General features: G+C 71.3%; 18 protein-coding genes. 7 read left to right on the forward strand and 11 right to left on the reverse strand.

Going from position 1 to position 21,169, the window contains the following annotated elements:
* Positions 1-50 precede the first annotated feature (50 nt).
* Genes DI269_RS03710 through DI269_RS03725 form a run of 4 tightly spaced genes read left to right on the forward strand, consistent with a single transcriptional unit; the run spans position 51 to position 5,141 of the window.
* Positions 51-1,310 (forward strand): hypothetical protein, encoded by a 1,260-nt coding sequence (locus DI269_RS03710; RefSeq protein WP_112133778.1) that lies wholly within the window; start codon positions 51-53, stop codon positions 1,308-1,310.
* Positions 1,307-2,323: a hypothetical protein gene (locus DI269_RS03715; RefSeq protein ID WP_112133779.1), complete on the forward strand. Its 1,017-nt coding sequence runs from the start codon at positions 1,307-1,309 to the stop codon at positions 2,321-2,323. Before DI269_RS03710 ends, DI269_RS03715 begins: the two co-directional genes overlap by 4 nt.
* Positions 2,320-3,945 carry a tetratricopeptide repeat protein gene (locus DI269_RS03720; protein WP_112133780.1) on the forward strand — a complete coding sequence of 542 codons (1,626 nt, stop codon included), beginning with the start codon at positions 2,320-2,322 and terminating at the stop codon, positions 3,943-3,945. The genes DI269_RS03715 and DI269_RS03720 overlap by 4 nt, the downstream gene beginning before the upstream one ends.
* Positions 3,939-5,141, forward strand: coding sequence for a CHAT domain-containing protein (locus DI269_RS03725; RefSeq protein ID WP_112133781.1), 1,203 nt, complete (start codon positions 3,939-3,941; stop codon positions 5,139-5,141). The genes DI269_RS03720 and DI269_RS03725 overlap by 7 nt, the downstream gene beginning before the upstream one ends.
* Positions 5,142-5,502: 361 nt before the next feature.
* On the opposite strand, the gene DI269_RS03730 is transcribed toward DI269_RS03725, so the two are convergent.
* Positions 5,503-5,982, reverse strand: coding sequence for a hemerythrin domain-containing protein (locus DI269_RS03730; protein ID WP_198667118.1), 480 nt, complete (start codon positions 5,980-5,982; stop codon positions 5,503-5,505).
* 81 nt (positions 5,983-6,063) lie between these two features.
* Between DI269_RS03730 and DI269_RS03735 the strand changes: the two genes are divergently transcribed.
* A complete protein-coding gene (locus tag DI269_RS03735) occupies positions 6,064-6,681 on the forward strand; it encodes a TIGR03086 family metal-binding protein (RefSeq protein ID WP_157974746.1) in 618 nt (205 codons plus the stop codon).
* Here DI269_RS03735 and DI269_RS03740 read toward each other — a convergent pair.
* On the reverse strand, positions 6,678-9,164 hold the full coding sequence (locus DI269_RS03740) for an MMPL family transporter (RefSeq protein ID WP_112133784.1): 2,487 nt from the start codon (positions 9,162-9,164) through the stop codon (positions 6,678-6,680). The genes DI269_RS03735 and DI269_RS03740 overlap by 4 nt on opposite strands.
* Positions 9,165-9,200: 36 nt before the next feature.
* The gene (locus DI269_RS26765; protein ID WP_198667113.1) at positions 9,201-9,833 is read right to left on the reverse strand and encodes a TetR/AcrR family transcriptional regulator; all 633 of its coding nucleotides are present in this window, start codon (positions 9,831-9,833) and stop codon (positions 9,201-9,203) included.
* 112 nt (positions 9,834-9,945) lie between these two features.
* Here DI269_RS26765 and DI269_RS03750 point away from each other — a divergent pair, with 112 nt between their 5' ends.
* Entirely contained in the window at positions 9,946-10,425 is a 480-nt protein-coding gene (locus DI269_RS03750; protein ID WP_408612261.1) for a MaoC family dehydratase, read from the forward strand.
* A gap of 52 nt (positions 10,426-10,477) precedes the next feature.
* Here the strand turns inward: DI269_RS03750 and DI269_RS03755 are convergent, their stop codons facing one another.
* Entirely contained in the window at positions 10,478-12,064 is a 1,587-nt protein-coding gene (locus DI269_RS03755) for an AMP-binding protein (protein WP_112133785.1), read from the reverse strand.
* 173 nt (positions 12,065-12,237) lie between these two features.
* On the opposite strand from DI269_RS03755, the gene DI269_RS03760 reads away from it, so the two are divergent.
* Complete coding sequence (locus tag DI269_RS03760) at positions 12,238-12,900, forward strand: NUDIX domain-containing protein (protein ID WP_112133786.1); 663 nt, start codon at positions 12,238-12,240, stop codon at positions 12,898-12,900.
* A 7-nt stretch (positions 12,901-12,907) separates the two neighbouring features.
* Here the strand turns inward: DI269_RS03760 and DI269_RS03765 are convergent, their stop codons facing one another.
* From DI269_RS03765 to DI269_RS03795, 7 genes are all read right to left on the reverse strand, one after another.
* A complete protein-coding gene (locus DI269_RS03765; protein WP_112133787.1) occupies positions 12,908-14,089 on the reverse strand; it encodes an ROK family transcriptional regulator in 1,182 nt (393 codons plus the stop codon).
* Positions 14,086-14,979, reverse strand: coding sequence for a DUF6807 domain-containing protein (locus tag DI269_RS03770; protein WP_112133788.1), 894 nt, complete (start codon positions 14,977-14,979; stop codon positions 14,086-14,088). The genes DI269_RS03765 and DI269_RS03770 overlap by 4 nt, the downstream gene beginning before the upstream one ends.
* Before the next feature lie 76 nt (positions 14,980-15,055).
* Positions 15,056-15,943, reverse strand: coding sequence for a DUF6807 domain-containing protein (locus DI269_RS03775; protein WP_112133800.1), 888 nt, complete (start codon positions 15,941-15,943; stop codon positions 15,056-15,058).
* Positions 15,936-17,669 (reverse strand): glycoside hydrolase family 43 protein, encoded by a 1,734-nt coding sequence (locus DI269_RS03780; protein ID WP_112133789.1) that lies wholly within the window; start codon positions 17,667-17,669, stop codon positions 15,936-15,938. Before DI269_RS03780 ends, DI269_RS03775 begins: the two co-directional genes overlap by 8 nt.
* A gap of 10 nt (positions 17,670-17,679) precedes the next feature.
* A complete protein-coding gene (locus DI269_RS03785) occupies positions 17,680-18,576 on the reverse strand; it encodes a carbohydrate ABC transporter permease (RefSeq protein WP_112133790.1) in 897 nt (298 codons plus the stop codon).
* Positions 18,577-18,586: 10 nt separating this feature from the next.
* The gene (locus DI269_RS03790; protein WP_112133801.1) at positions 18,587-19,525 is read right to left on the reverse strand and encodes a carbohydrate ABC transporter permease; all 939 of its coding nucleotides are present in this window, start codon (positions 19,523-19,525) and stop codon (positions 18,587-18,589) included.
* 17 nt (positions 19,526-19,542) lie between these two features.
* Positions 19,543-20,874, reverse strand: coding sequence for an ABC transporter substrate-binding protein (locus DI269_RS03795; protein WP_198667116.1), 1,332 nt, complete (start codon positions 20,872-20,874; stop codon positions 19,543-19,545).
* Positions 20,875-21,169: the final 295 nt, after the last annotated feature.

Genomic DNA, 21,169 nt, shown 5'->3' on the forward strand with positions numbered 1-21,169 from the left:
CCGATCACAGGTTTCGCCGGAATTCGTACGGCTCGACTACACTTCGCGGCATGGTCCATGGCCTCGCGGCCTCGGCGGCCGTCCCGCGGGGCATGCTCGTCGCCGACGCCTGGTCCCAGCTCGGCGATGCCGTGGCGCCCTTGAGCAACGCCTCCGGGCGGCCCCTCGCGCGCACCGTGAAGCTCCTGCTCGACCCGCTCGTGCTCCGCCCGGCCCAGAACCCGCGGTTCTCCGGCGGCGTCGTCGCCATCGAGCACGTCGACGCCCTCCGCCAGGCGATCCTCGACGCCGGCCCGGCGCTCGCCGCGACCGCCGCCTGGTTCCAGCTCGTCAAGCGCGCCCGCCGCCGCGCCGGCATCACCGAGGGCCACCCGCAGGACCTGTACTTCCAGCGCTGCTTCGAACTCGCGCACCTCCACGGCGACCCCGCCCCGCTGGCGGACGCGGCCGACATCGCGGCCGCCGCGGTCGGCGACGTCCACGCCGAGCGCGGCGAGGTGTCGGTGGACCGCCTGCGCCGCTTCCTCACCGACCCGGCCCGCACCGCCGAGCTCTCCGGGCTGCTGCACGACGCCTGGTCGCACCGGCCCGAGGCTCCCCAGCCGGGGCCGAACCCGGGCCTGGTCGCGTTCCTCGACGACTGCGCGACCGCCCCCGACCCGCGCCTGTGGAAGGCCTTGGCGGACACGGCGGTCGGCACCGCCGAGGCCGCCGGCCTCGACAGTCCCGGCGTCGCCCACGACTACGGGCTCACCTCCCGGGAGCGCCCTGCGGCCCCCGAACTGGGCGAGCGGGCCTCGAAGCGCGGTCTCCCCAAGCCCTTCGACCGGTCCATCATGGAGCGTCTGTTCGCGGCGTTCACGACCTGGTTCCAGCGCGAGTCGATGAACGACATCCCGTCCCTGGTCACCGGCGAGATCAAGCGCTCGGCGGCCCCTTGGCAGCTCGCCGAGGAGCCGAGCCGCGTCGCGATGGCCCTGGGCCGCGACGCCAGCGCCGGACTCGGCGCCGAGGCGGCCGAATCGGGCACGGACGCCAACGCGCGCCTGCTCAACCGGTGGCGCCGCGAGTCCTATGTGCACCGTGTTCTGCGCCTGCCCGACGCGACCGCGATCAGCGTCGAGGTGCGCGGCACCCGGGGCGCCTACCTGCGGCGTCTGTGGGTCCGGTTGCACGGCCGCGAGCTGCGCGGCGAGGCGACCGGGGCCGACGAGGTGTGGGACCTGCTCGACGGGGCGCTGCGCTCGGTCGTCATGGACCAGCGCGACCGGCTCAAGCGTTCCCTTGAGCGCGAGGAGGACCGGACATGACCGGCTTCGCGGTCGAACGGACCGCCACTGCGATCCGGGTCGGCGCGCGCCCGCCGCGCCCGGAGCGGACCGCGCTCGTCGAAGCCCGTGGGGCCCTGCTGTTCTGGGACGTCCTCGACCGGCACGCCCACCCGGCCGCTGAGATCTTCGACGCGCGGGCCGCCGACTGGCTGTGGGAGGTCTACGGGCCCGACACGGCGGCCGCGATCCTCGGCGACGCGGAATCGGTTGCGACCGAATGGGAGTCGCCCGTCCTCGACGCCGCCCGCGACCTGGCGCACCTGCACTGGGCCGGAGCGTGGTGGCCCGGTTCGCACGCGGCGGCCGTCCCGGCCCTCCCGGGCGGGCTCCTGCGGGCCGAGACCGCTTGGCGCACGGCCGCACTCGACCACCTCTTGGACGACGAGGACGCCGTGGAAAGGGCCCTCGCCGGGCTCGACCTGGGCGACCTGCCGGTACTGGGAACCGATCCGGCCCTAGCCGAATCAGTAGCGACGCTCCAGGAAAGACTCACCGATCTGGCCGAGACCTTCGGCGTCGAGCTCCACGCCAATGTGCGGACCCGGCCCGAGGACTGGGCGCTGGCGGCCGGAGGCGAGGCCCCCGACCTGGCCGTCGCGAGCGGCAGCGACCCGATCGACTGGGCCCTGGTCCCGCACGGCCTGCTCGACGCGGCGGGCGAGGCGACCTGGCAGTTCGGGCAGCGTTCCGGCGCATGGGTGATCACGGTGACCGCCCCGGCGGCGCCCGGTGCCGAGCCCGTGCCGCTGATCGGCCTGTTCGACACCGTCGAGATCCCACTCCACCTCGACCGCGGCGCGGGCGCGTTCACCGGCGAGGCCCCGGCCCCGCCGGACTTCGCGATGCGCCTTCGCGGCCAGGTCAGGGTGTACGCACCGAGGTTCGCGGTCCCGGGCGACTCCCCCGACGAGGACCGCGAGGCGATCATCGCGTTCGCAAGGGACCGCCTGTCGGCCCCCGATGCGACGCTCACTGAGAGGGCCGCGGCATGAACGACGACGTGATCGGCGTGCGCGGCAAGGAGTCCAGCGGCCCCCGCTGGGCCCGCTTCCGCGAGTTGAACAACCAGGCGGCCCGCTTTGCGAGCGAGGGGCGGAACGCCGAAGCGGTTGCGCTACTGCATGAGGCGCTGCCGGAGACGTACGCCGACGACGTCGATGCGGCCGGGCTGGACTGCCGGGCGCGGGCGCTCGGCAACCTCGCGTCGATCGCCGAGGGCCAGGGCGACACCGCCGCGGCGCTGCAACTCGCCGAGCAGGCGCTCGCCGCTTGCATTGCGGCGGAGGGGGAAGCGGGCGACCGGTTCGGGACGGTCGCGGTCCGCGCGTCGGTCCTCGTCAACCGCGCCCAGACGCTCCAACTCCTCGGCCGCCTCGACGACGCCCTGGCCGACCTCGACGGGGCGCTGGCGATCATCGGCGACCCCGTCGAGGGCGACGAGGGCGACGAGGGGCTGCTCGCGGTGTCGCTGCACAACTCCCGCAGCGTGCTGTTCATCGGCCTCGAACGCTGGGAGGAGGCCGAGGTCGCGGCGAAGCGCACCCTGGACCTGGCCGCCGCGCGCGACCCGCGGCTGACCGGGCACCCGTACTCGAATCTCGCGCTGATCGCCCAGGCGCTCAACGACCACGAGACTGCGATGACGTACCTGCGCCTCGCCGAGCAGATCCACACCGCCTCGGGCGACGCGGTCTCGGCCGCGCTCGCGGTCGCGAACCAGGGCCGGGCCGCGATGCGCGCGGGCGACGTCGACGAGGGCCGGCGCCTCCTCGCCGCTGCTGAGGAGGCCCTCGACCGCAACGAGCAGCCGTTGCGGGCCGCGGAGCTGCGCTACAGCCGCGCGCACGCGGCGTTCCAAGCGGGCGAACTCGACCTGACCCGGGACCTCCTCGGACCGGCGATCGAGGCGCTGCGTCGGGCGGGCCACGTGACGATGCTGGCGGAAGCCCTTGCGGTCCAAGGCGACCTGCAAGCTGCCGCAGGCGACTATGCGCAGGCCGAGCGGACGTATCTGGAAGCGTGGCAGATCTACGAGGCGACCGGGGCGCGATATCACCTGGCGCGCATCGACATGCGCAGGTCGTTCGCGGTGGCCGACCAGGCTGCGGCGGCGCGGACCGAGGGCAAGCGGCAGAAGCTCCTGCGCCGGGCCTTCGACCTCTCGCTCCCTTCCGCCCTCGCGACCGACGCGATCCGCCACGGCTTCGCGCCCGGCCGGGCCCGCGAGCGCTGGGCGGCAACCGTGGCGATCCCGGCGATGGCCCACGCGCTGAGTCTGGCGGCGGCGCTGCGTGATGGCGCGCTGGTCTCCGAACTTCTGGAGCACATGAGCGCGACCGTCTCCCTCCACTCGGCTTCACCCCTCGACTTCGACCCGCTGCCCGACGACCCCGAACCGTTCATGCTGGAGCCCAGCGAAGGAGAAATGCTCTCCTTCACCGCATCCGCCCTGGTAACCGGCACGTCGGGAGACTTCCCAGCGGCGCGCTTCGCGCTGCCGCCAAGACTCCGGGTCAACCCATACCGCGAGCCCCAACTGGAACCGTGGATCCAGGAGACCGAACGGCGCTACGGTTTCCCGATCCGATCCGACAAGGTGATCGACACATGGTGAACCGACCGACCGTGCAGCTCAAACTGGTCGACGCCGACGGGCTGTTCTACTCGTGGCGGTGGGAGCACGACCTCGGGGCGATCCAGAACATCATGGTGGAGGCGGGCCGGGTCCAGCCGGCGCTCGACGCACTCGCCGAGGCGCTCCCGACACCCCTGCCGGGCGAGACGGTCGACCAGGCCCTTGAACGCTCGCTGACCGGCCCCTTCGCGGACCCCGAACGCGAAGCGGGCCTCTCGACAGCACTCGCACGATCCCTGATCCCCTACCAACTGGCGATGGAACTGAACGCCCTCCTGGAACAGGGACTGCGCCCGCACGTCCGAATCCAGCCCTCTCCATCAACCTCCCAAGTCCCTTGGGAGTCATTGCGAGTCGACGAGGGCGAGCGCTTCGTGACCAACGCCGACGTCTCGATCCTCCCCCCGGCGACGGTCCGCAACGCCCCTGAACGCCGCAAGTCCGAGTGGAACCCCGCCGGCCCCGTGGTCGCAGTCCTCGACCCGAAGGTCCCGGGAGCAGGCCGAGACCTAGGCGCGGTCCTCGACGAGGCCATTCCTGACTCAGATCTGTCAAGACTGATCGATTCCCTAAAAGACCGCCTCCCCTTCAATGGAGAGGCATTCAGAAGAACCGACCTAGACCGAGACAAGATAGAACCCCTCCTCACCGACGCCGCGCGCTTCCTCTACGTGGGCCACGTGACCATCGCAAAACACGGCCTCGACGCCCGCCTCCACCTGAGCTGCGGCCCGACGACGACTGGCCGCGCCGCAGTAGTGAACGGCCACCGCCCCCTCACTGCGGCAGACATCCTCCTGGGCCACCGCCCCGGTGCCGTCAACGGCTGGTCGATGCCCAACCGAGTCGCCCTCATCGCCTGCGAAAGCGGCGGCGAGGTCCGCTTCGCCGAACCGGTCGGCCTGGTCGCGGCCGCCCTCCACGCCGGCGCCCGCTACGTCACTGCCACCCGCTGGACCCTCCCCACCGACGAAGGCCTCCGCCGCTTCTCCCCCACCCCCACACCCCCGCTCCTCCCCGAAGCCATCGCCGCCGTCAACACCGCCCACGACTCCCCCGACCCCGTCGCCGCCCTCAACGCCTGGCAACGAACCAAAGCCGCCGCCTGGGAATCCAAAGGCCACCCCAAAGACAACCCCATAATCTGGGCAGCCCTGGCCACCACCTTCGGCTAACCCGGCGATGACCAGGCATTCTGAAAAGTTATCCACAAGTAGATTCTTCGCATTCGACACTTGGGACCCCTACCTGTTGTAGTAGATAGCAAAAACGTCATCCGCTATCGGCGGGATGGCGGCGACAGAGGGGATTTCGCGAACGTCGCCATACCGAGGCCCGAGCACGGGAAGCCACCCGCGCACCGGGTCCCCGCCGACAGCACCCGCTCCGCGCGGAGCACGCGGGCGGCCGACCTGACGAGGCCGGCCGCCCGCAACAACACACAGGCCCCGGGGATGACCGGGGCCGCCCAACGATCGGACCCGCGGGCCCACCGGGCCCTCCCGATTTTCGGAGCCCACGGCCCCACCCAGCCGGCTAGGCCAGGTCCCCCAGCAGGGTCTTCGGGTCGTCGCCGAGGGCGAGGGTGTCGAGGACGGTGAGGAGTTGGCGCTCTTCGTAGCCGAAGTGGGTCTCCATGACCGCGCTGATGCCGTCGAGGTGGCGGTGGAGGGTGTCGTCGTCGGCGCCGGTGTCGATGGCGGCGGCGAAGCCACCCAGGAGGTGTTCGAGCATGTTGTGGTCGCGGACGAGGTTGGCGATCACGGGGGCGAGCTCGGGGTGGGCGGCGGTGATCTCGGGGAAGAGGCCGCGGTCCTCGCTCTGGTGGTGGCCGCTGAGGGCGGCGCAGAAGCCGCGGCAGTAGATGAGGAGGTCTTGGCCGACCTCGTCGAATTCGCCGTCGATCGAGCGGCGGGCCAGGTCGAGGGCCCGGCGGAGGCTTTGGTGGACAGTACGTAGTTGGGTGCTGAACGCGACCAGGCGGTCGGTCTCGGAACTGATATCGGACTCCTTCAGGTGCTCGGCGTCCCGCCCGTCGGGACGGGGCGCCGCCCGGCATCATATCGGGCCCGGCGCGGAGGCCCTATGATCCCGATCATGACCGGACTCCTCGCATTTCACCGCACGGCCATGGCGACCGCCGTGGACCTCGTCGACCGGGTCGAGCGCTTCGACCTCCCCACGCCGTGCGCGGGGTGGGACCTCGACCGGCTGCTCGCCCACATGACCGCGCAGAACCTGGGGTTCGCTTCGGCGGCCCGCGGGGAGGCGTTCGCGCTGCGGGTCTGGGAGGAAGTGCCTTCCACTGCTTCGGCGTTCGCGGAGTCCGCGGCGCAGGTCGTGGCGGCGTTCGCGTCCGAAGGGGCCACTGAGCGGGAGTGGTCGCTGCTGGCCGGGGCCGATCAGGAGGTGCGGGTGCCCGGGGCGACCGCGCTGGGGTTCCACTTCATCGACTACGTGGTGCATTCGTGGGACGTCGGCATCACCATCGGGCGGCCGCCTCGATTCGACGCGGAGTTGCTGGAGGCCGTGCTGCCCTTGGCCTTCGAGGTGCCCTTGACCGGGCCGGCCCGGAGCGGGCCGTACGCGCCCTTCGCTCCCGCCGTCATGCCGGTGGCCGACTCCGGGCCCATGGAGCAGCTGCTGGCGGTGCTCGGGCGGAACCCGGACTGGAAAGCCCCCTCGCCCGAAGGCGAGGGGGCCGCAGGGAGCTAGTCCTCCGCTTTCTCGACGTGGGGGTGGCGCCGCTCCAGGGCGGCGCCTTCCACGTCGACGTCGGGGAGGATACGGTCGAGCCACTTCGGAAGCCACCACGCCTTGTCGCCCACGATGTGCATGAGCGCGGGGATGATGAGCATCCGGACCAGGAACGCGTCGACGAGCACGCCGAAGGCGAGCGCGAAGCCGATGGGCCGGATCATCGTCGAGTGGGAGAACACGAACCCGCCGAAGACCGCCATCATGATGATCGCGGCGGCCGTGACCACCGAGCGGCCGGCGCGGACGCCGAGCACCACCGACTGGCGCGCCGGGGCGCCGTGCGCGTACGCCTCGCGCATGCCCGAGCCGATGAACAGCATGTAGTCCATCGCGAGCCCGAACAGGATGCCGACCAGGAGCGTCGGCAGGAAGTTCAGGATCGGGCCCGGGGTGTCGACGCCGAAGACGTCGGCGAGCCAGCCCCACTGGTAGATCGCCACGACCCCGCCGAGGGCCGCGAAGTAGCTGAGGATGAAGCCCAGCGTCGCGAGGACCGGGACGAGGATCGAGCGGAACACCAGGATGAGGATGATCAGCGACAGGCCCACGACCACCGCGAGGTAGATCGGGAGCGCGTCGGCGAGGATCTCGGAGATGTCGATGTTGCCGCTGGCCGAGCCCGCGACGCCGATCTCCTCGATGCCGTCCACCGACAGGCCGCGCAGTGCGTGCACGAGGTCCTCAGTGGACTCGCTCGTCGGGCCCTCCTCCGGGATCACCTGGAACGCCATGGTCTTGCCGTCCTCGGAGGTCCCGATGGGCGCCACGGCGACCACGTCGTCCTCGCCCGCGACGGCTTCGGCGACCGCGACCTGCGCCGCGAGCGAGCCCGCGTCGTCGGGGGCGTCGGCGAGGTCGGCGACCACGAGCAGGGAGCCGTTCTGGCCCTCGCCGAAGCGGTCGGCGATCGTCGCGTACGCCTGGTACTGCGTGGTGTCGTGCTGCTCCGACGACCCGTCGGGCAGGTTGAGCCGCAGGTCCATCGCCGGAACGGCAACGGCGACAAGGGCGCCGATGCCGAGGAGGACGCGCAGCACGGCGCGGCCGGTGTGCATCGGCTGCGGGTCCGGCTTGCGCTCGGCCGTACCGTGCGATTCGCGGGCGGTCCGCTCGCGCCTGGAGAGGATCTTCAGGCCGACCAGGCGCAGCAGCGCCGGGATGAACGTGATCGCCACCAGCACCGCGATCGCGATGCAGAACGCGCCGATCGAGCCCATGAGCCCGAGGAACGGGATCCCGGTGATGTTCAACGCCACCAAGGCGATCAGCACGGTCGCACCGGCGAAGACGACCGCGTTGCCCGACGTGCCGGTCGCCAGCGCGATCGACTCGTCGACCTCGTAGCCGTCCTTGAGCTGGCGGCGGTGGCGGTTGACGATGAACAGCGAGTAGTCGATGCCGACGGCGAGGCCGAGCATGAGGCCGAGGATCGGGGTCACCGAGGTCATCTCGACCGCGCCCGACAGGGCCATGCTGGCGAGCGCGCCGATGCCGACGGCGACCAGGGCGGTCGCCAGCGGCAGGACGGCACCGAGGAACGTGCCGAGGATGAGGACGAGAACGACGGCGGCGACGACGAGGCCGATGACCTCGCTGACGCCCGCGATGGCGGGGACGGAGTCCTGCATCTCGGAGGAGTAGTCGACCTCGACTCCGTCTACAGGGGAGTCCTCGAAGATCTGGCGGACGTCTTCCTTGGTCTCCGGCGTGACCTCCATCTGGGTCTCCTCGAAGGAGACGGTGACGATGGCGGCGGAGCCGTCGGAGGAGACGAGCCGCGCGTCGGCGGCGAGTTCGAGGAGCGTCGCGCCCTCTTCGAGGGCGAGGGACTGGACGGCGAGCTCGGCCGCGCCGGCTTCGAGTTCGGCCTGCTGCGCGTCGAGTTCGGCGTACCCGGCGTCGAGTTGCGCCTGCTGGGCGGCGAGGTCGGCCGACTCGCCGAACTGCTCGCGGGCGGCGTCGAGCTGCGCTTGGGACGCGTCGAGCTCGGCGCGCGCGGCCTCGATCCCGGTGCGGCCCTGGTCGGCCTGGGCGAGCCCGGTCTCGATCTGGGTGCGGCCCTCGTCGATCTGGGCCTGCTGGTCGGCGCGCTGCGCCTCGGTGGCGAAGGGGTCGACGACCGCGGCGACGCCGTCGACGTCGTCTGCTTCGGCGATCAGGGCCGAGATCGCGGCCTGCTGCTCGGCGGTGAAGGCCTCGCCGTTCTCAGTGGCGACCACGATGCTGCCGGTGCCGCCCGAGGCGTCGGGGAGCGAGTCGGCGAGGTGGTCGGTGACCTCCTCGGTCGCGGTGCCGGGGATGGAGACCGTGCTCGCCAGTGTCCCTCCGAAGAGGATGAATGCGGCCGCGGCGGCCGCGAGCACGAGTATCCATGCGGCGATGACGGTCTTGGCGCGGCGGGCGCACCAGCGCCCGACGCGGTAGAGGAATTCGGCCATGGTGGTCTCCTGGTCGTGGTGACGGGTGTTCGGAGCTCAGGTGCGCGGTTCGCGCAGGACGTCGGTGACGCGGGCGACGAAGCGGTCCCAGACCCGCCGGGAGGCGGGGGTGTCGGCGGCGCCGGTCTCCTCGATCCACAGGTGGACGAAGCCGAGGAGGCCGCCGCAGAACGCGGCGACGAGGAGCCGGACGGCGAGGGGGTCGACCTCGGGGTGGCGGCCGGTCATGGCGGCGGTCATGCGCTCGGTGAAGAGGTTGAAGGCGCGCTGCATGAGGACGGCTTCGCGGTTGCTCGGCTGGGGGCCGCCGCCGCCGAGGATCTCGAAGAGTTCGACGACGACGGGGACGAGGCGGTCGCCGGAGGAGGTGGCGACGAGGTCGGCGAGGACGGTGTCGGGTTCGCGGTCGGCGCTGGCAGCCTGGGCGGACATGCGGTCGACGACTTCGACGAGCATGTGCCCGGAGACTTCGGTGACGACGTCTTCGAGGGTGGCGAAGTGGTTGAAGACGGTGCGGCGGGAGACGTCGGCGGCGGCGGCGAGTTCGTCGACGGAGAAGCCGGCGCTGCGTCGCCTGGTCATGAGGTCGGCGGCGGCGTCGAGGATGGCGCGGCGGCTCTTCGCCTTGAGGGCGGCGCGGCGGTCGACGGGTCCGGTGGCTGGGGCCATGCCGCCTACACTAAATGCAACGATGCACTGAGTGCATCCTTCTGTGGAACTTCCCACAGTCGGTACGCTGGGTCCGGCCGAGCGGGCGGGACGACGAGGAGGTCGCGTGGACATCACCGGGACGGACGGCGCGGGCGGACGGATCGAGGCGGCTTCGCCGAGCGATCTGGCGAACTCGCTGGGCGCCAAGGCGACCGGCGAGTGGCTGGAGATCGACCAAGCCCGCGTCGACGCGTTCGCCGAGGTCACCGGCGACCGCCAGTGGATCCACACCGACCCTGAGCGCGCGGCCGCCGGGCCGTTCGGCGGGCCCATCGCGCACGGGTTCCTGACCCTGTCGCTCCTGCCCTCGCTCATCAAGGGCCTCATCGCGATCGACGGCCTGGCGATGTCCGTCAACTACGGCCTCGACCGGCTCCGGTTCCTCCAGCCGGTCCCCGTCGGCGCCCGCGTCCGGGCCGTCGTCGAACTCGCCTCCGCCGAGGCGACCGCGCGCGGCGTGCGCGCCGGGTACCGCGTGACCGTCGAGATCGAGGGCGCCGCCAAGCCCGCGCTCGTCGCCGAGACCATCACCCTCTACGTCCCCGAATGAACGCCGAAGCGGCGCAAGCCGACAGGACCCGCGCCGCCATCAAGCCCGTTCCCTAAGGCGCGTACCGCTGCACGAGTTCGCGCTTGAGCACCTTCCCGCTCGGGCCGAGCGGGAGTGCGTCCACCACGTGCACGAACCGCGGGTACTTGAAGGCCGCGACCTTCTCCTTCATGAACGCGACCACCGCGGCCGCGTCGATGTCGGCGCCCTCGGTCGCGACGACGCAGGCGTGCACCTCCTGGCCGTGCAGGTCGTGCGGGACGCCGAAGACCGCCGCGACCGACACGCCCGGGTAGCGTGCGAGCACGGCCTCGACCTCGGTCGGGTACACGTTGTAGCCGTTGCGGATGATCATGTCCTTCTTGCGGTCCACGATCCGCGCGACGCCCTCGGCGTCGACCGTGCCGAGGTCGCCGGTGCGGAACCACCCCTCGACGACGGCCGCCTCCGTGGCGTCGGGGCGGCCGAGGTAGCCCTTCATGAGGTTGTGGCCGCGGACGACGATCTCGCCGAGCGCCCCCGGCTCGGGCAGGAGCACCGTCCGGTCGTCCACCTCAGGGTCGGCGACGGCGACGTCCGCGCCCCACAGCGCGGGCCCGACGGTGCCGGGCCTGACGGGGTCGCCGAACCGGCCGATGGTCGCGACCGGCGACGTCTCGGTCAGCCCGTAGCCCTCCAGGACCGGCGCGCCGAAGGTCCCCTCGAACGCTTCGAGCAGCGCGCCCGGCAGCGGGGCGCCGCCGGAGACCGCCCAGCGCAGCGGCGGGCGCTCGGGCGAGCGGCCCGCGGCCTCCAGCAGCGCGGCGTAGTTGGTCGGGACGGCGGCGAACACGGTCCCCTTGTGGCGCACCAGGAGCGCGAGCGCCTCGTCGGGGTCGAAGCGCGGCAGCAGGATGATCGAGGCGCCGCGCCGGAACGCGAGGTTGAGGACCACGGTCTGCCCGAAGGTGTGGAAGAACGGGAGGCCGCCGTAGATGACGTCGTCGGGCCGCACGTCGAGCGAGTCGAGCAGCAGCGTGTGGACCTGCTCGACGATCGCCAGGTGGGAGCCGACCGCGCCCTTCGGGGTGCCGGTGGTGCCCGAGGTGTAGAGGATGGTCGCGGCGGCGAGCGGGTTCACCGGGGTGTGGCGCTCGATCGGTTCGGCTTGCGCCGCTTCGGCTTCGAGCCGGGCGACCGGGGAGCCTCCGGCTTCGAGGCCCTCGGGGGCGAGCACGGTGACGAGCGGGACGCCCGCTCGCGCGGCCGCCGGGGCGGCCTCGGCGAGGAGCGGCGCGGCGGCCACGTACAGGTCGGCGCCGCTGTCTTCGAGCACGAACGCGATCTCGTCGGCCTTGAACAGCAGGTGGATCGGGACGACGACCGCGCCGAGCGCGAGCGCGGCGTAGTAGACGCGGGGGAAGTCCGGGACGTTCGGGATGCCGATCGCCACCCGCGAGCCGGGCCCGATCCCGCGGGCGGCCAGCGCGCCCGCGTACGCGCGGGTCTGCTCCCAAAGGGGCCCATAGGGAATGGCCTGGCCCATGAAGTGGAGGGCGGGGGCGTCGGGTCGGCGACGCGCAGTCTCGGCGAGGATGCTCGCGATCGAGAGGGTGCCGTGTCCGGGGCCGTCGATCGCAGGGTCGGGTCGGTGCGCCATTGCACCACCTCCTTCGGTTTCGGCTGATGGTAGCGGGTTTCGGGGCCTGCCGGGAGGTCCGTTCGCGGCGATCCGCGGGCCGGCCGAGGCTTCGCGGGCGCCGTTTTCAGCGGGCCATGATATCATCATTATCGAACATGTATTGACAAACTCGAACATATCGAGGAGCCGAGATGACCGCAGGGATCGACACCCCGGACGGGCGCGGCCGCACCGGGCTCGACCGGCAGGGACGCGACCTGACCGGCAACCCCGACGTGCGCATCGTCGACGTCGAGCTGCTCTCCAGCGACTGGTACGTCCTGCGCAAGACCACCTTCGACTACCGCCACGCGAACGGCCGCTGGACCCGCGAGTCGCGCGAGACCTACGACCGCGGCGACGGCGCGGCCGTCCTCCTCTACGACGCCGACCGCGGCACGGTCGTGCTCACGCAGCAGTTCCGCCTGCCCGCGTACGTGAACGAGCACCCCGACGGGATGCTCCTCGAAGTCCCCGCGGGCCTGCTCGACGGCGACGCGCCCGAGGAGGCGATCCGCCGCGAGGCCGCCGAGGAGACCGGCCTCGACATCGGCGAGCCGCACCTCGTGTTCGCCTCGTACATGAGCCCGGGGTCGGTGACCGAGCGCCTGCACTGCTTCGCGGCCCCGTACGACGGCTCGGCGACCCTCGCCGACCGGGCGGGCGTCGCCGAGGAGGGCGAGGACATCATCGTCGTCGAGCTGCCGTTCACCGAGGCGCTCGAGATGGTCCGCACCGGGCAGATCTCGGACGCGAAGACCGTGATGCTCCTCCAGTGGGCCGCAATGGAAGGGCCGTTCAAGGGCGCGGCCTGAGCGCGCTCTAGCGGTTGGCGGCGATCCAGGCGGCGGGGTCGGCGCTGACGCGGTCGACGACGGCGAGGGCCGCGCCGATCGCGGCCGCGTCGGGACCGAGGGTCGCCGGGCGCACCGTGATCGGCGCCCAGGCGGCGGACAGGACCCGTTGCGCCAGTTCGGCTTCCACGCCCGAAACGAGCCACGACGAGAGCAGCGCGAAGCTGCCGCCGAGAAGCACGGTGTCGATGTCGAGGAGGTTGAGCGTGCCCGAGAGCGCGACGCCGAGGGCGCTCGCGGCGGCGTCGAGGGCCGCGAGGGTCTCGGGTCGGCCGGCGTCGGCCCAGGCCAGGACCGCGGCGTCGGCGGTGAGGTCGGCGGGGACGGGTTCGTCGCCGAGGATCGCGGCGAGGCTCGCGTAGGTCTGGAGGCACCCGCGCGACCCGCACCGGCACGGCTTGCCCTCGGGGTCGACGGTGACGTGCCCGAGCTCGCCGCCCCAGCCGTGGGAGCCGCGCATGAGCCGGCCGCCGATGATGAGCCCGGCCCCGATGTCGAGTCCGCCTGAGACATAAACGAAGTGCTCGGGGACGGAACGGGAGGCATGGAGTTCGGCGCGGGCGGCGAGGTTCGCCTCGTTGTCGACGGCGGTGGCGAGGCCCTCGATGCGCTCGCGCAGCAGCGCCCCGGCGTCGACGCCGCGCCAGCCGAGCGCGGGCGCGGTGCGCACGATGCCGCCGTCGACCGGCCCGGGGACGGCGAGCGTCGCGGTCACGACCGAGAGGCCCTCGGCCTTGGCGGCGGCGACGGCCTCGGTCGCCATGAGCGCCAACCGGTCGAGGACCGCGGGCGCGTCGGCGTCGGCGAGCGGCGCGAACGCGAGGTGGCGGACCGTCCCGGCCAGGTCGACCACGCACGCGGCCAGGCCGTCGGTGCGGATGTCCAGGCCCAGGCCCGCGGGTCCGGTGCGCGACAAGGTGAGTCCGACGCGGGGCCGCCCGGCCCGCCCGTCGGGGGTCGCGCCGGTCTCGGCGACGAGGCGCCCGGCGATGAGCTCTTCGACGATGCGGGTGATCGTGGGCCGCGTCAGGCCGGTGGCGGCGGCGAGCTCGGTGCGCGAGACGGGGCCCTCTGCGGCGAGGACCTGCCGGAACACCAGGCCAAGGTTGAGTTCGCGCAGGCGCTCCTGCCGGGCCGGATCCCCGGTCACGGCGCGGGCCGGGCTCGGTCGGCGAGCGCGGCGGCCGCGTCTTCGGTGAGGGTTCCGTCTGCCACGACAGCGAGGATATGCCGGGCCAGGGACTCGCCCGGCTCCAGCACCAGTGGACGGTCCCAGGTGAGCGACGAGCCCACGCCGAGGTAGTCGCGGGCGCGCACGAACCAGCGGTCGCCGGCGGTCTCCGCGTCGGCGGGCGCGAACACGACGGTCCAGTCCCGGCCTTCGGCGTCGGCCCCCGCGACGGCGACCCACGCCGCGGTCGTCCCGTGCACGGCCCGCACCCCGGTGCCGCCGGGACTGAGCACCCGCACCCGCTCGGTCCGGGCGGGCCCGCGCCAGAAGAACCCGCCGTACCCGGCCCCGACCCGGCCCAGCGCCGCGGGGCTGCGGATCTGGAGCGGATTGTCGGTGGCGTTCTGTAGCCTCGTCCGCACCTGGAGTACCCAGGCTTCAGGGGAGAGGGGGCCGCATGAGATGACCCGGCGCTCGGCCAGGAGCGCCGAACCGTCCCGGTCGACCCAGTTGAGGGTGTGCGCGAGCTCGGACTCGGTGTGCCGCAGCCAGCGGCGGTGGCGCTGCGCACCGTGATCGTCGAGCCAGGCGGGCCCGTGCCCGGCGACGAACGTGCGGCCGCCCCAGAAGTTGCGGCCGCCGATGTCGGGAGCGGCGATGCTGATGCCCAGCTGATGGGTGTGCGAGTGCGGGCGCGCATCGGTCACGAGGGTGCCGGCGAGGGTGCGCACCGGGTGCAGGAACGGCCGCGGCGCGGTCGAGGCGGGCAGGCGCGAGCGCCACACGTAGCTGGCGACCTCGCGGCCGTCGACCTGCAACAGCAGGGCCTCGGGCCGCTCGGCGACCGTGGCGGTGCCGGAGTGCTCCATTGCGCCTCCCGATAGAACGGCCGGTCCCGGCGCCGCTCGCGCGCCACCGGATCGAAGATCACCAATCTTATGGGACCTACGATCCATGGCCGCGCTCCGTAGACCCCGCGGTCACCGCCGCCGCCAGGTCCCCGGCCTCACCGGGCCCGAGCGCGCCGTCCGCGACCACGGTGACGATCCGACGCCGCGGCCCCTCCCCCGGCGCGACCGCGAACCCCTCCGACCACGCCAGCGACGCACCCACACCGACATAGTCGTCGCCGCGCACGAACCACGGATCACCCTGCGCCGCAACGTCGATGAACACGAGCGTCCACGGATCGGGCCCGCTCGCACTCAACGCGACCCACCGCCCCCGCGACCCGTGCAGCCCCGCCGCGCCCTCGGCACCGGGCCCGAGAATGCGCACACTCCGCAGCCCCCGCCGCGCCCGCCAGAAGAACCCCCCGTACCCGGCCCCGCTGCGGCCCTTCGCCCCCGGACTCGAAAACTCCAACGGCCCGGCCGCGGCGCTGTGCAACGCGAACCGGAAGTCCAACGCCCACGCCCGGTCGTCCACCGGCCGCGCGGCGATCCGACGCCGCTCGCGAAGGACCACCGCGCCATCGGGCCCGACCCAGTGGAGCTCCTGCGCCAGGACCGCATCGGTCCGCGCCTCCCACCGGTGGTGACGCTGCACGCCATGGTTCGGAAGCGGCACGGAACCCTTGCCGCGCACGTAGGTTCGCCCACCCCAGAAGTTGACACCCCCGACATCCGGGACGGCCAGGCTCGCGCCCAGGTGGTGGAGGTGGTCGGGAGGCATGGCCTCGGTGACCTCGGTCCCGGCCAAAGTCCGCACCGGGTGCAGGTATGGACGCGGCGACAACAGGCTCGGCAGGTGCGGTCGCCACACGTACTCGGCAACAGTCCGCCCCCCGAGGCTCAGCGGGTGCGTCTGGACAAGTGTGAGCTGCTCATCCATGGTCACCCGATCGCGCCTCAACGATGAAGGGCCCGAACACAGCAGAGCCGATTGGCGAGGTCGAAGGCGTGCCGGGAGCGCCAGCGCTCACGGAGACGCCAGAGGGCACGGTCGCGCCCGTGGTCGGCGCGCCGACCACTGTTGCGCCTCCACTGCTCGCGAACAATCCGAGTGCGGCTCCGACCCAGCGCCCCGCGGTAGCCTGGAACGGCTCGCTGCGGACTGCGTCGGTAGCCCGGGTGGGATTCGAACCCACACTGTACGGGTTTTGAATCCGCCTTCCCGCGCGTTCGGAGTCGCCTCCGTGCTGCGCGGCGGTGAAGCGGCACAAGCCGCCGGGCTCGACCTCGACTGTAAGCGTCACCGGGCCCTCGATCGCTACCGGTTCGGCCGCTTCGGTCTCGGCGCCGTCTTCGGCGGTCCGATACACGAGTGCGGTCCCGATCTCGTTACGCTCCAGGCCGATCCACGCGTAGGTATCGCCGACGACCGCAAGACCGGCGCGGTCGCCGAGCTCGGCGCCGTCGAGCCGCATCGTGACTTCGGCGCGGAAGTCGTCGGAGGGGAGTCGTTGCCCGAGCAGGTTCGGCAGGAACCGAAGATCCTGCGGGCCGGGCACGCAGTTGAGCCGCAAGCCGCCACCGAAAGCCGGATCGGCATCCACATCCGCGCCCGCGCCGACATCATCAATCCAATGCGGTTTCGGGTTCGCCTGCCAGGCCCACTGGTGTCCGAAGCCCTCTGCGAAGTCGTCACTCGTCGCCGGCGCCGCAACCACCACACTCCCGATCGGCTTGGCGTGCTCCAGAACCGGCTCGCCACCCTCCCCGATCACCGGCCAGCCGTCTTCGCTCCAGCTCATCGGCTGGAGATGGACGACCCGCCCCAGGAATCCCTTGTCCTGGAAGTGCAGGAACCAGTCCGCGCCGTCCGGGGTGTCGACCCAGGCGCCCTGGTGCGGGCCGTTGATCTCCGTCGCCCCCTGTGCGAGCACGATCCGACCCTCATAGGGCCCGAACGGGTCCCGCGACCGGAACGCCGACTGCCAGCCCTCCGAGACCCCGCCCGCAGGCGCGAAGATCCAGTACCAGCCGTCGCGCCGGTAGAACTTCGGGCCTTCGAGGGTCCGGTACCCCTCAAGCTCATCGCCGTCGATGACGACCGTGCCCTCGTCCAAGAGCTCCGTCGCATCGGCGCTCATGCGGTGCACCGTGAGCCGGTTGTTGATCCCGGCGCGGCTCTTCGCCCAGCCGTGGACCAAATACGCCGAACCGTCCTCGTCCCACAAAGGACAAGGATCGATGAGTCCCTTGCCGCCCTTCAGCAGCAGCGGCTCGGTCCACTTCCCCGCCGGGTCTTCCGCGCTCGTGACGAACAGGCCGCGGTCGGGATCGGGGTAGACGATCCAGAAGCGGCCCGCGTGGTGGCGCAAGGCAGGTGCCCACACGCCGCCGCCGCGTTGCGGGGTCCGGAAGTCCTGCTCCGGCACGAGCCTCGTGAGCGCGTGCCCGATGACCGTCCAGTTCACGAGGTCCCGGCTGTGCAGGACCGGCAGGCCCGGCACCCGGTGGAAACTCGAAGCGGTCAGGTAGAAGTCGTCCCCGACCCGAACGCAGTCCGGGTCGGACCAGTCCGCGTTGAGGACCGGGTTGCGGTACGTGCCGTCGCCGTTGTCGGCGAGCCGGAACGGATGGGCGCCAACGCGAGCGCGGGTCGGGTGGTTCAAGGCGTTCCCTCTATTTGAGCCCGGTCGTGGCGATGCCCTTGACCAGGTATTTCTGTCCGGCGATGAAGAACCCGATGATCGGGGCGAGCGACAGGACCGACATCGCGAACATCTGCCCCCACTGCGACTGCCCCTCGGAGTCCACGAACTGCCGCAGCGCCAAGGGAACCGTGTACAGCTCGGGGTCGGTCAGGTAGAGCAGCGGCCCGAAGAACTCGTTCCACACCGAGATGAACGTGAAGATCGCGGTCGTCGCGAACGCCGGGCGGCACAGCGGCAGGATGATGCTCCAGAACGTGCGGAACGGCCCGCACCCGTCGATCCGGGCCGCGTCGTCGAGCTCCTGCGGGAGCTGGCGCATGAACTGGACCATCAGGAAGATGTAGAACGCGTTGGTGGCCAGGAAGTTCGGCACCAGCAGCGGGTAGTAGGTGTTGAGCCAGCCGAGCTTCGCGAACAGGATGTACTGCGGGATGAGCAGCACGTGCCCCGGCAGCATCATCGTCCCGAGCATGAGCGCGAAGAAGAGCTTGCGCCCGGTGAAGTTCAGCCGCGCGAACCCGTACGCCGCAAGGGAGCACGAGAACAGGTTCCCGACGATGCTGAGCACCACGATCACGATGGAGTTCGAGAAGTAGATCCCGAAGTCGTACTCCAGGGCCGTCCAGCCGCCGGAGTAGTTCTGCGGGCTCCACTCGGCCGGCCACAGCGCCAGGTCCGAGAAGATCAGCCCGTTCGGCTTGAGCGAGCTCGACACCAGCCACAGCAGCGGGTACATCAGGAACAGGCCGATGACGCACAGCACGAGGTGCCTGGCGAAGCGGCTCTTGCGGCTCGAACCGAACCGCTCGATCAGCGCGTCGTCGTCGGTGCGCCGCGCCTTCGTCGATTGCAAGGTCGTTGACATCTATGCGGCCTCAGTTGTCGTAGTTGACCCAGTACTTCGCGGAGAAGAACGTCAGGGCGGTGAACGCGGCGATGATCACCAGGAGGGTCCAGGCCATCGCCGAGGCGTAGCCCATGTTGAACTGGTTGAATCCCTGCTGGTAGAGGTACAGGTTGTAGAACAATGTGGAGTTCGCCGGACCGCCGCCGCCGTCGTTCATCACGAAGCCCTGAGTGAACGTCTGGAACGAGGCGATGAGCGACTGGATCAGGTTGAAGAAGATGATCGGGCTCAAGAGCGGCAGCGTGATCGAGCGGAACCGGCGCCAGCGCGAGGCCCCGTCGACCGCGGCCGCCTCGTAGTACATGACCGGGATCTGCCGAAGGCCCGCAAGGAAGATGACCATGGGCGAGCCGAACGTCCAAACGTGCAGGATGATCAGCGTCGTCAGCGCGTAGTCGGGGTCCGAAGTCCACGCGATCGCAGGCACGCCGAACCAGCCGAGGAACGCGTTCACGATCCCGTCCAGTCCGAACACGTAGCGCCACAGCAGGACGACCGCGACGCTCGCGCCGAGCAGCGAGGGCAGGTAGAACACGGCCCGGTAGACCGGGAGCGCCCTGATGCCCTTGTTCAGGATCATCGCCACGCCCAGCGCCGCCGCCAGTGACAGCGGCACCGATACGAACGTGTAGACGAACGTGACCTGCAACGACTTGAGCAGCACGGAATCCCGGAACATGGCCGTGAAGTTCTCGAACCCGATCCACTTCGGAGGATTCAGGAGGTTGTAGTCCGTGAACGCCAGGTACAGCGACGCGAAGAACGGGACGACGGTGAACAGCATGCCGATGAACCACGGCAGCAGGAACAGGTAGCCGGCGCGGTCTCGCCGCGCCCGCCGGCCCCGGGAGCGCCCCGCGGAGAGGCGCCCTTGCTCCGGGGCCGGCGGCACGTCCGCCTCCGGCATGACGGCGGTCTCGGTGCTCACTCTGCGATGGCCCCTTCGGCCTGCTCGATGAACTGCGCCGCGGCGTCGGCCGGGCTGATGCGCCCGAACTCGACCTCGACGGCGAGCGCGTCGAGGAAGTCGAAGACGGCGCTGCCGCCGGGCGGGTACAGGAGCGAGCGCGGCAGGTCCTCGCCCTGGAGCGCGATGAGGAAGTCGGTGGCGGCCTGGTCGTCCGGTTCCAGCGAGGCCTTGATCTCCTCTGCCACTTCGGCATTGGCGGGGACGCCGCGGGTGGTGCCCGTGGCGAGGGACGCCTCGGGGTCGTTGAGCAGGAAGTCGAGGAGCTTCAGGGCCTCTTCGGGGTGCTTGGAGGCCGCGGCGACCGACCACAGGTGGGGGCAGTCGACGGACTGTCCGCGGCGCACCCCCTGGGTCTCGCCGGGCATGCGCAGCAGGACGAGGGTGCCGCCGCAGGCCTCGTTGTAGCCGAGGAAGTTGTTGGTGGGGATGATCTGCGAGGCGAGTTTGCCCTGCGCGATGTAGGACTGGTCGGGCGAGCCGCCGATGTTCTCGAAGAAGCCCGCGGGCGGGAAGCCGCCGTCGTCCCGCATGCCGTTGATGAGTTCGAACCAGGCCTGGACGGTGGCGGCGGTGACGCCGAGCTGGTCGTCCTCGGTGAAGAAGTTCTCGCCCCGCTGGCGGGTGAAGACGAGGATGTTGGCGAGGGTCTGGGCTTCGAAGCCGGTGCCGTAGACCTCGCCGCCGCTGGCGTCGCTGATCGCTTTCGCGAAGGCGGCCAGGTCGTCCCAGGACCAGGTGTTCCCGTCGGGGATCGGGACGCCGTACTGGTCGGCGAAGTCCTGGCGGACGACGAAGCCGACGGTGTTGAGGCCGGCGGGGACGCCGTAGACGCTCTCGCCGACCTCGGCGATGGTCGCGGCGTTGTCGCTGAGCCCGGAGAGGTCGAGGTCGTCGGCGTACTCGTTGAGGTCGAGGAGGGCGTCGCGGTCGGCGTACTCGCGGAGGGAGTCCATGCGCATGGCCATGAGGTCGGGCGGGTCGCCGGCGGCGAAACGGGTGGCGAGTTTGTCCTGGTAGGGGCCGGAGTCCTGGTATTCGACCTCGATCGTGACGCCTTCGTTCTGCTCCCTGAAGAGGTCGAGGGCGGCCTGGGTCTTCTCGGCCCGGGTGGCGTCGCCCCACCAGACCATGTTGAGGGTGACGCCGTCGCCGGAGTCGTCGTCTCCGCCGCCGCCGAAGCCGCGGCCGCAGGCGGCGAGGGCGGGCGCGGCGGCCAGGCCGAGGCCGCCGGCCTTCATGAGGTTGCGGCGGCTGACCGCCTGCCGAGGGGGTTGTTCAGTGGTCACGCTTGCAGTCCCTTCACGCGGACACCCGTGTCCGGCGTATCGATCGGACTCGATGGTTGGGCGCTCAGGTTACGACCGGAAACGAGGTTATGTCAAGTCATGAAAAAAATTGGTCCGAGATTACGGCAATCCATTGACCGTAATCGATCGACCTGCTTAGACTGCCCGTTGACGATGCTCACCCCGAGTCGAAGGAGCCTCGCGTGACCCCTTGGAACCCACCGAGATTCAGCCGCCGAACCCTCGCGGCGGCCGCCGCCGCGGGCGCGCTCGCCGCGGCCTTCCCCGCTGCGGC

Origin of the sequence: Glycomyces dulcitolivorans, assembly GCF_003265355.1 — a bacterium.
In the GTDB taxonomy this organism is placed as follows: Bacteria; Actinomycetota; Actinomycetes; order Mycobacteriales; family Micromonosporaceae; genus Glycomyces; species Glycomyces dulcitolivorans.

Bases quoted from the DNA above. Each gene is read 5' to 3' on its own strand.
- DI269_RS03710 (WP_112133778.1), top strand. From the start codon at position 51: ATGGTCCATGGCCTCGCGGCCTCGGCGGCCGTCCCGCGGGGCATGCTC.
- DI269_RS03715 (WP_112133779.1), top strand. From the start codon at position 1,307: ATGACCGGCTTCGCGGTCGAACGGACCGCCACTGCGATCCGGGTCGGC.
- DI269_RS03720 (WP_112133780.1), top strand. From the start codon at position 2,320: ATGAACGACGACGTGATCGGCGTGCGCGGCAAGGAGTCCAGCGGCCCC.
- DI269_RS03725 (WP_112133781.1), top strand. From the start codon at position 3,939: ATGGTGAACCGACCGACCGTGCAGCTCAAACTGGTCGACGCCGACGGG.
- DI269_RS03735 (WP_157974746.1), top strand. From the start codon at position 6,064: ATGACCGGACTCCTCGCATTTCACCGCACGGCCATGGCGACCGCCGTG.
- DI269_RS03740 (WP_112133784.1), bottom strand. From the start codon at position 9,164: ATGGCCGAATTCCTCTACCGCGTCGGGCGCTGGTGCGCCCGCCGCGCC.
- DI269_RS26765 (WP_198667113.1), bottom strand. From the start codon at position 9,833: ATGGCCCCAGCCACCGGACCCGTCGACCGCCGCGCCGCCCTCAAGGCG.
- DI269_RS03755 (WP_112133785.1), bottom strand. From the start codon at position 12,064: ATGGCGCACCGACCCGACCCTGCGATCGACGGCCCCGGACACGGCACC.
- DI269_RS03760 (WP_112133786.1), top strand. From the start codon at position 12,238: ATGACCGCAGGGATCGACACCCCGGACGGGCGCGGCCGCACCGGGCTC.
- DI269_RS03770 (WP_112133788.1), bottom strand. From the start codon at position 14,979: ATGGAGCACTCCGGCACCGCCACGGTCGCCGAGCGGCCCGAGGCCCTG.
- DI269_RS03775 (WP_112133800.1), bottom strand. From the start codon at position 15,943: ATGGATGAGCAGCTCACACTTGTCCAGACGCACCCGCTGAGCCTCGGG.
- DI269_RS03785 (WP_112133790.1), bottom strand. From the start codon at position 18,576: ATGTCAACGACCTTGCAATCGACGAAGGCGCGGCGCACCGACGACGAC.
- DI269_RS03790 (WP_112133801.1), bottom strand. From the start codon at position 19,525: ATGCCGGAGGCGGACGTGCCGCCGGCCCCGGAGCAAGGGCGCCTCTCC.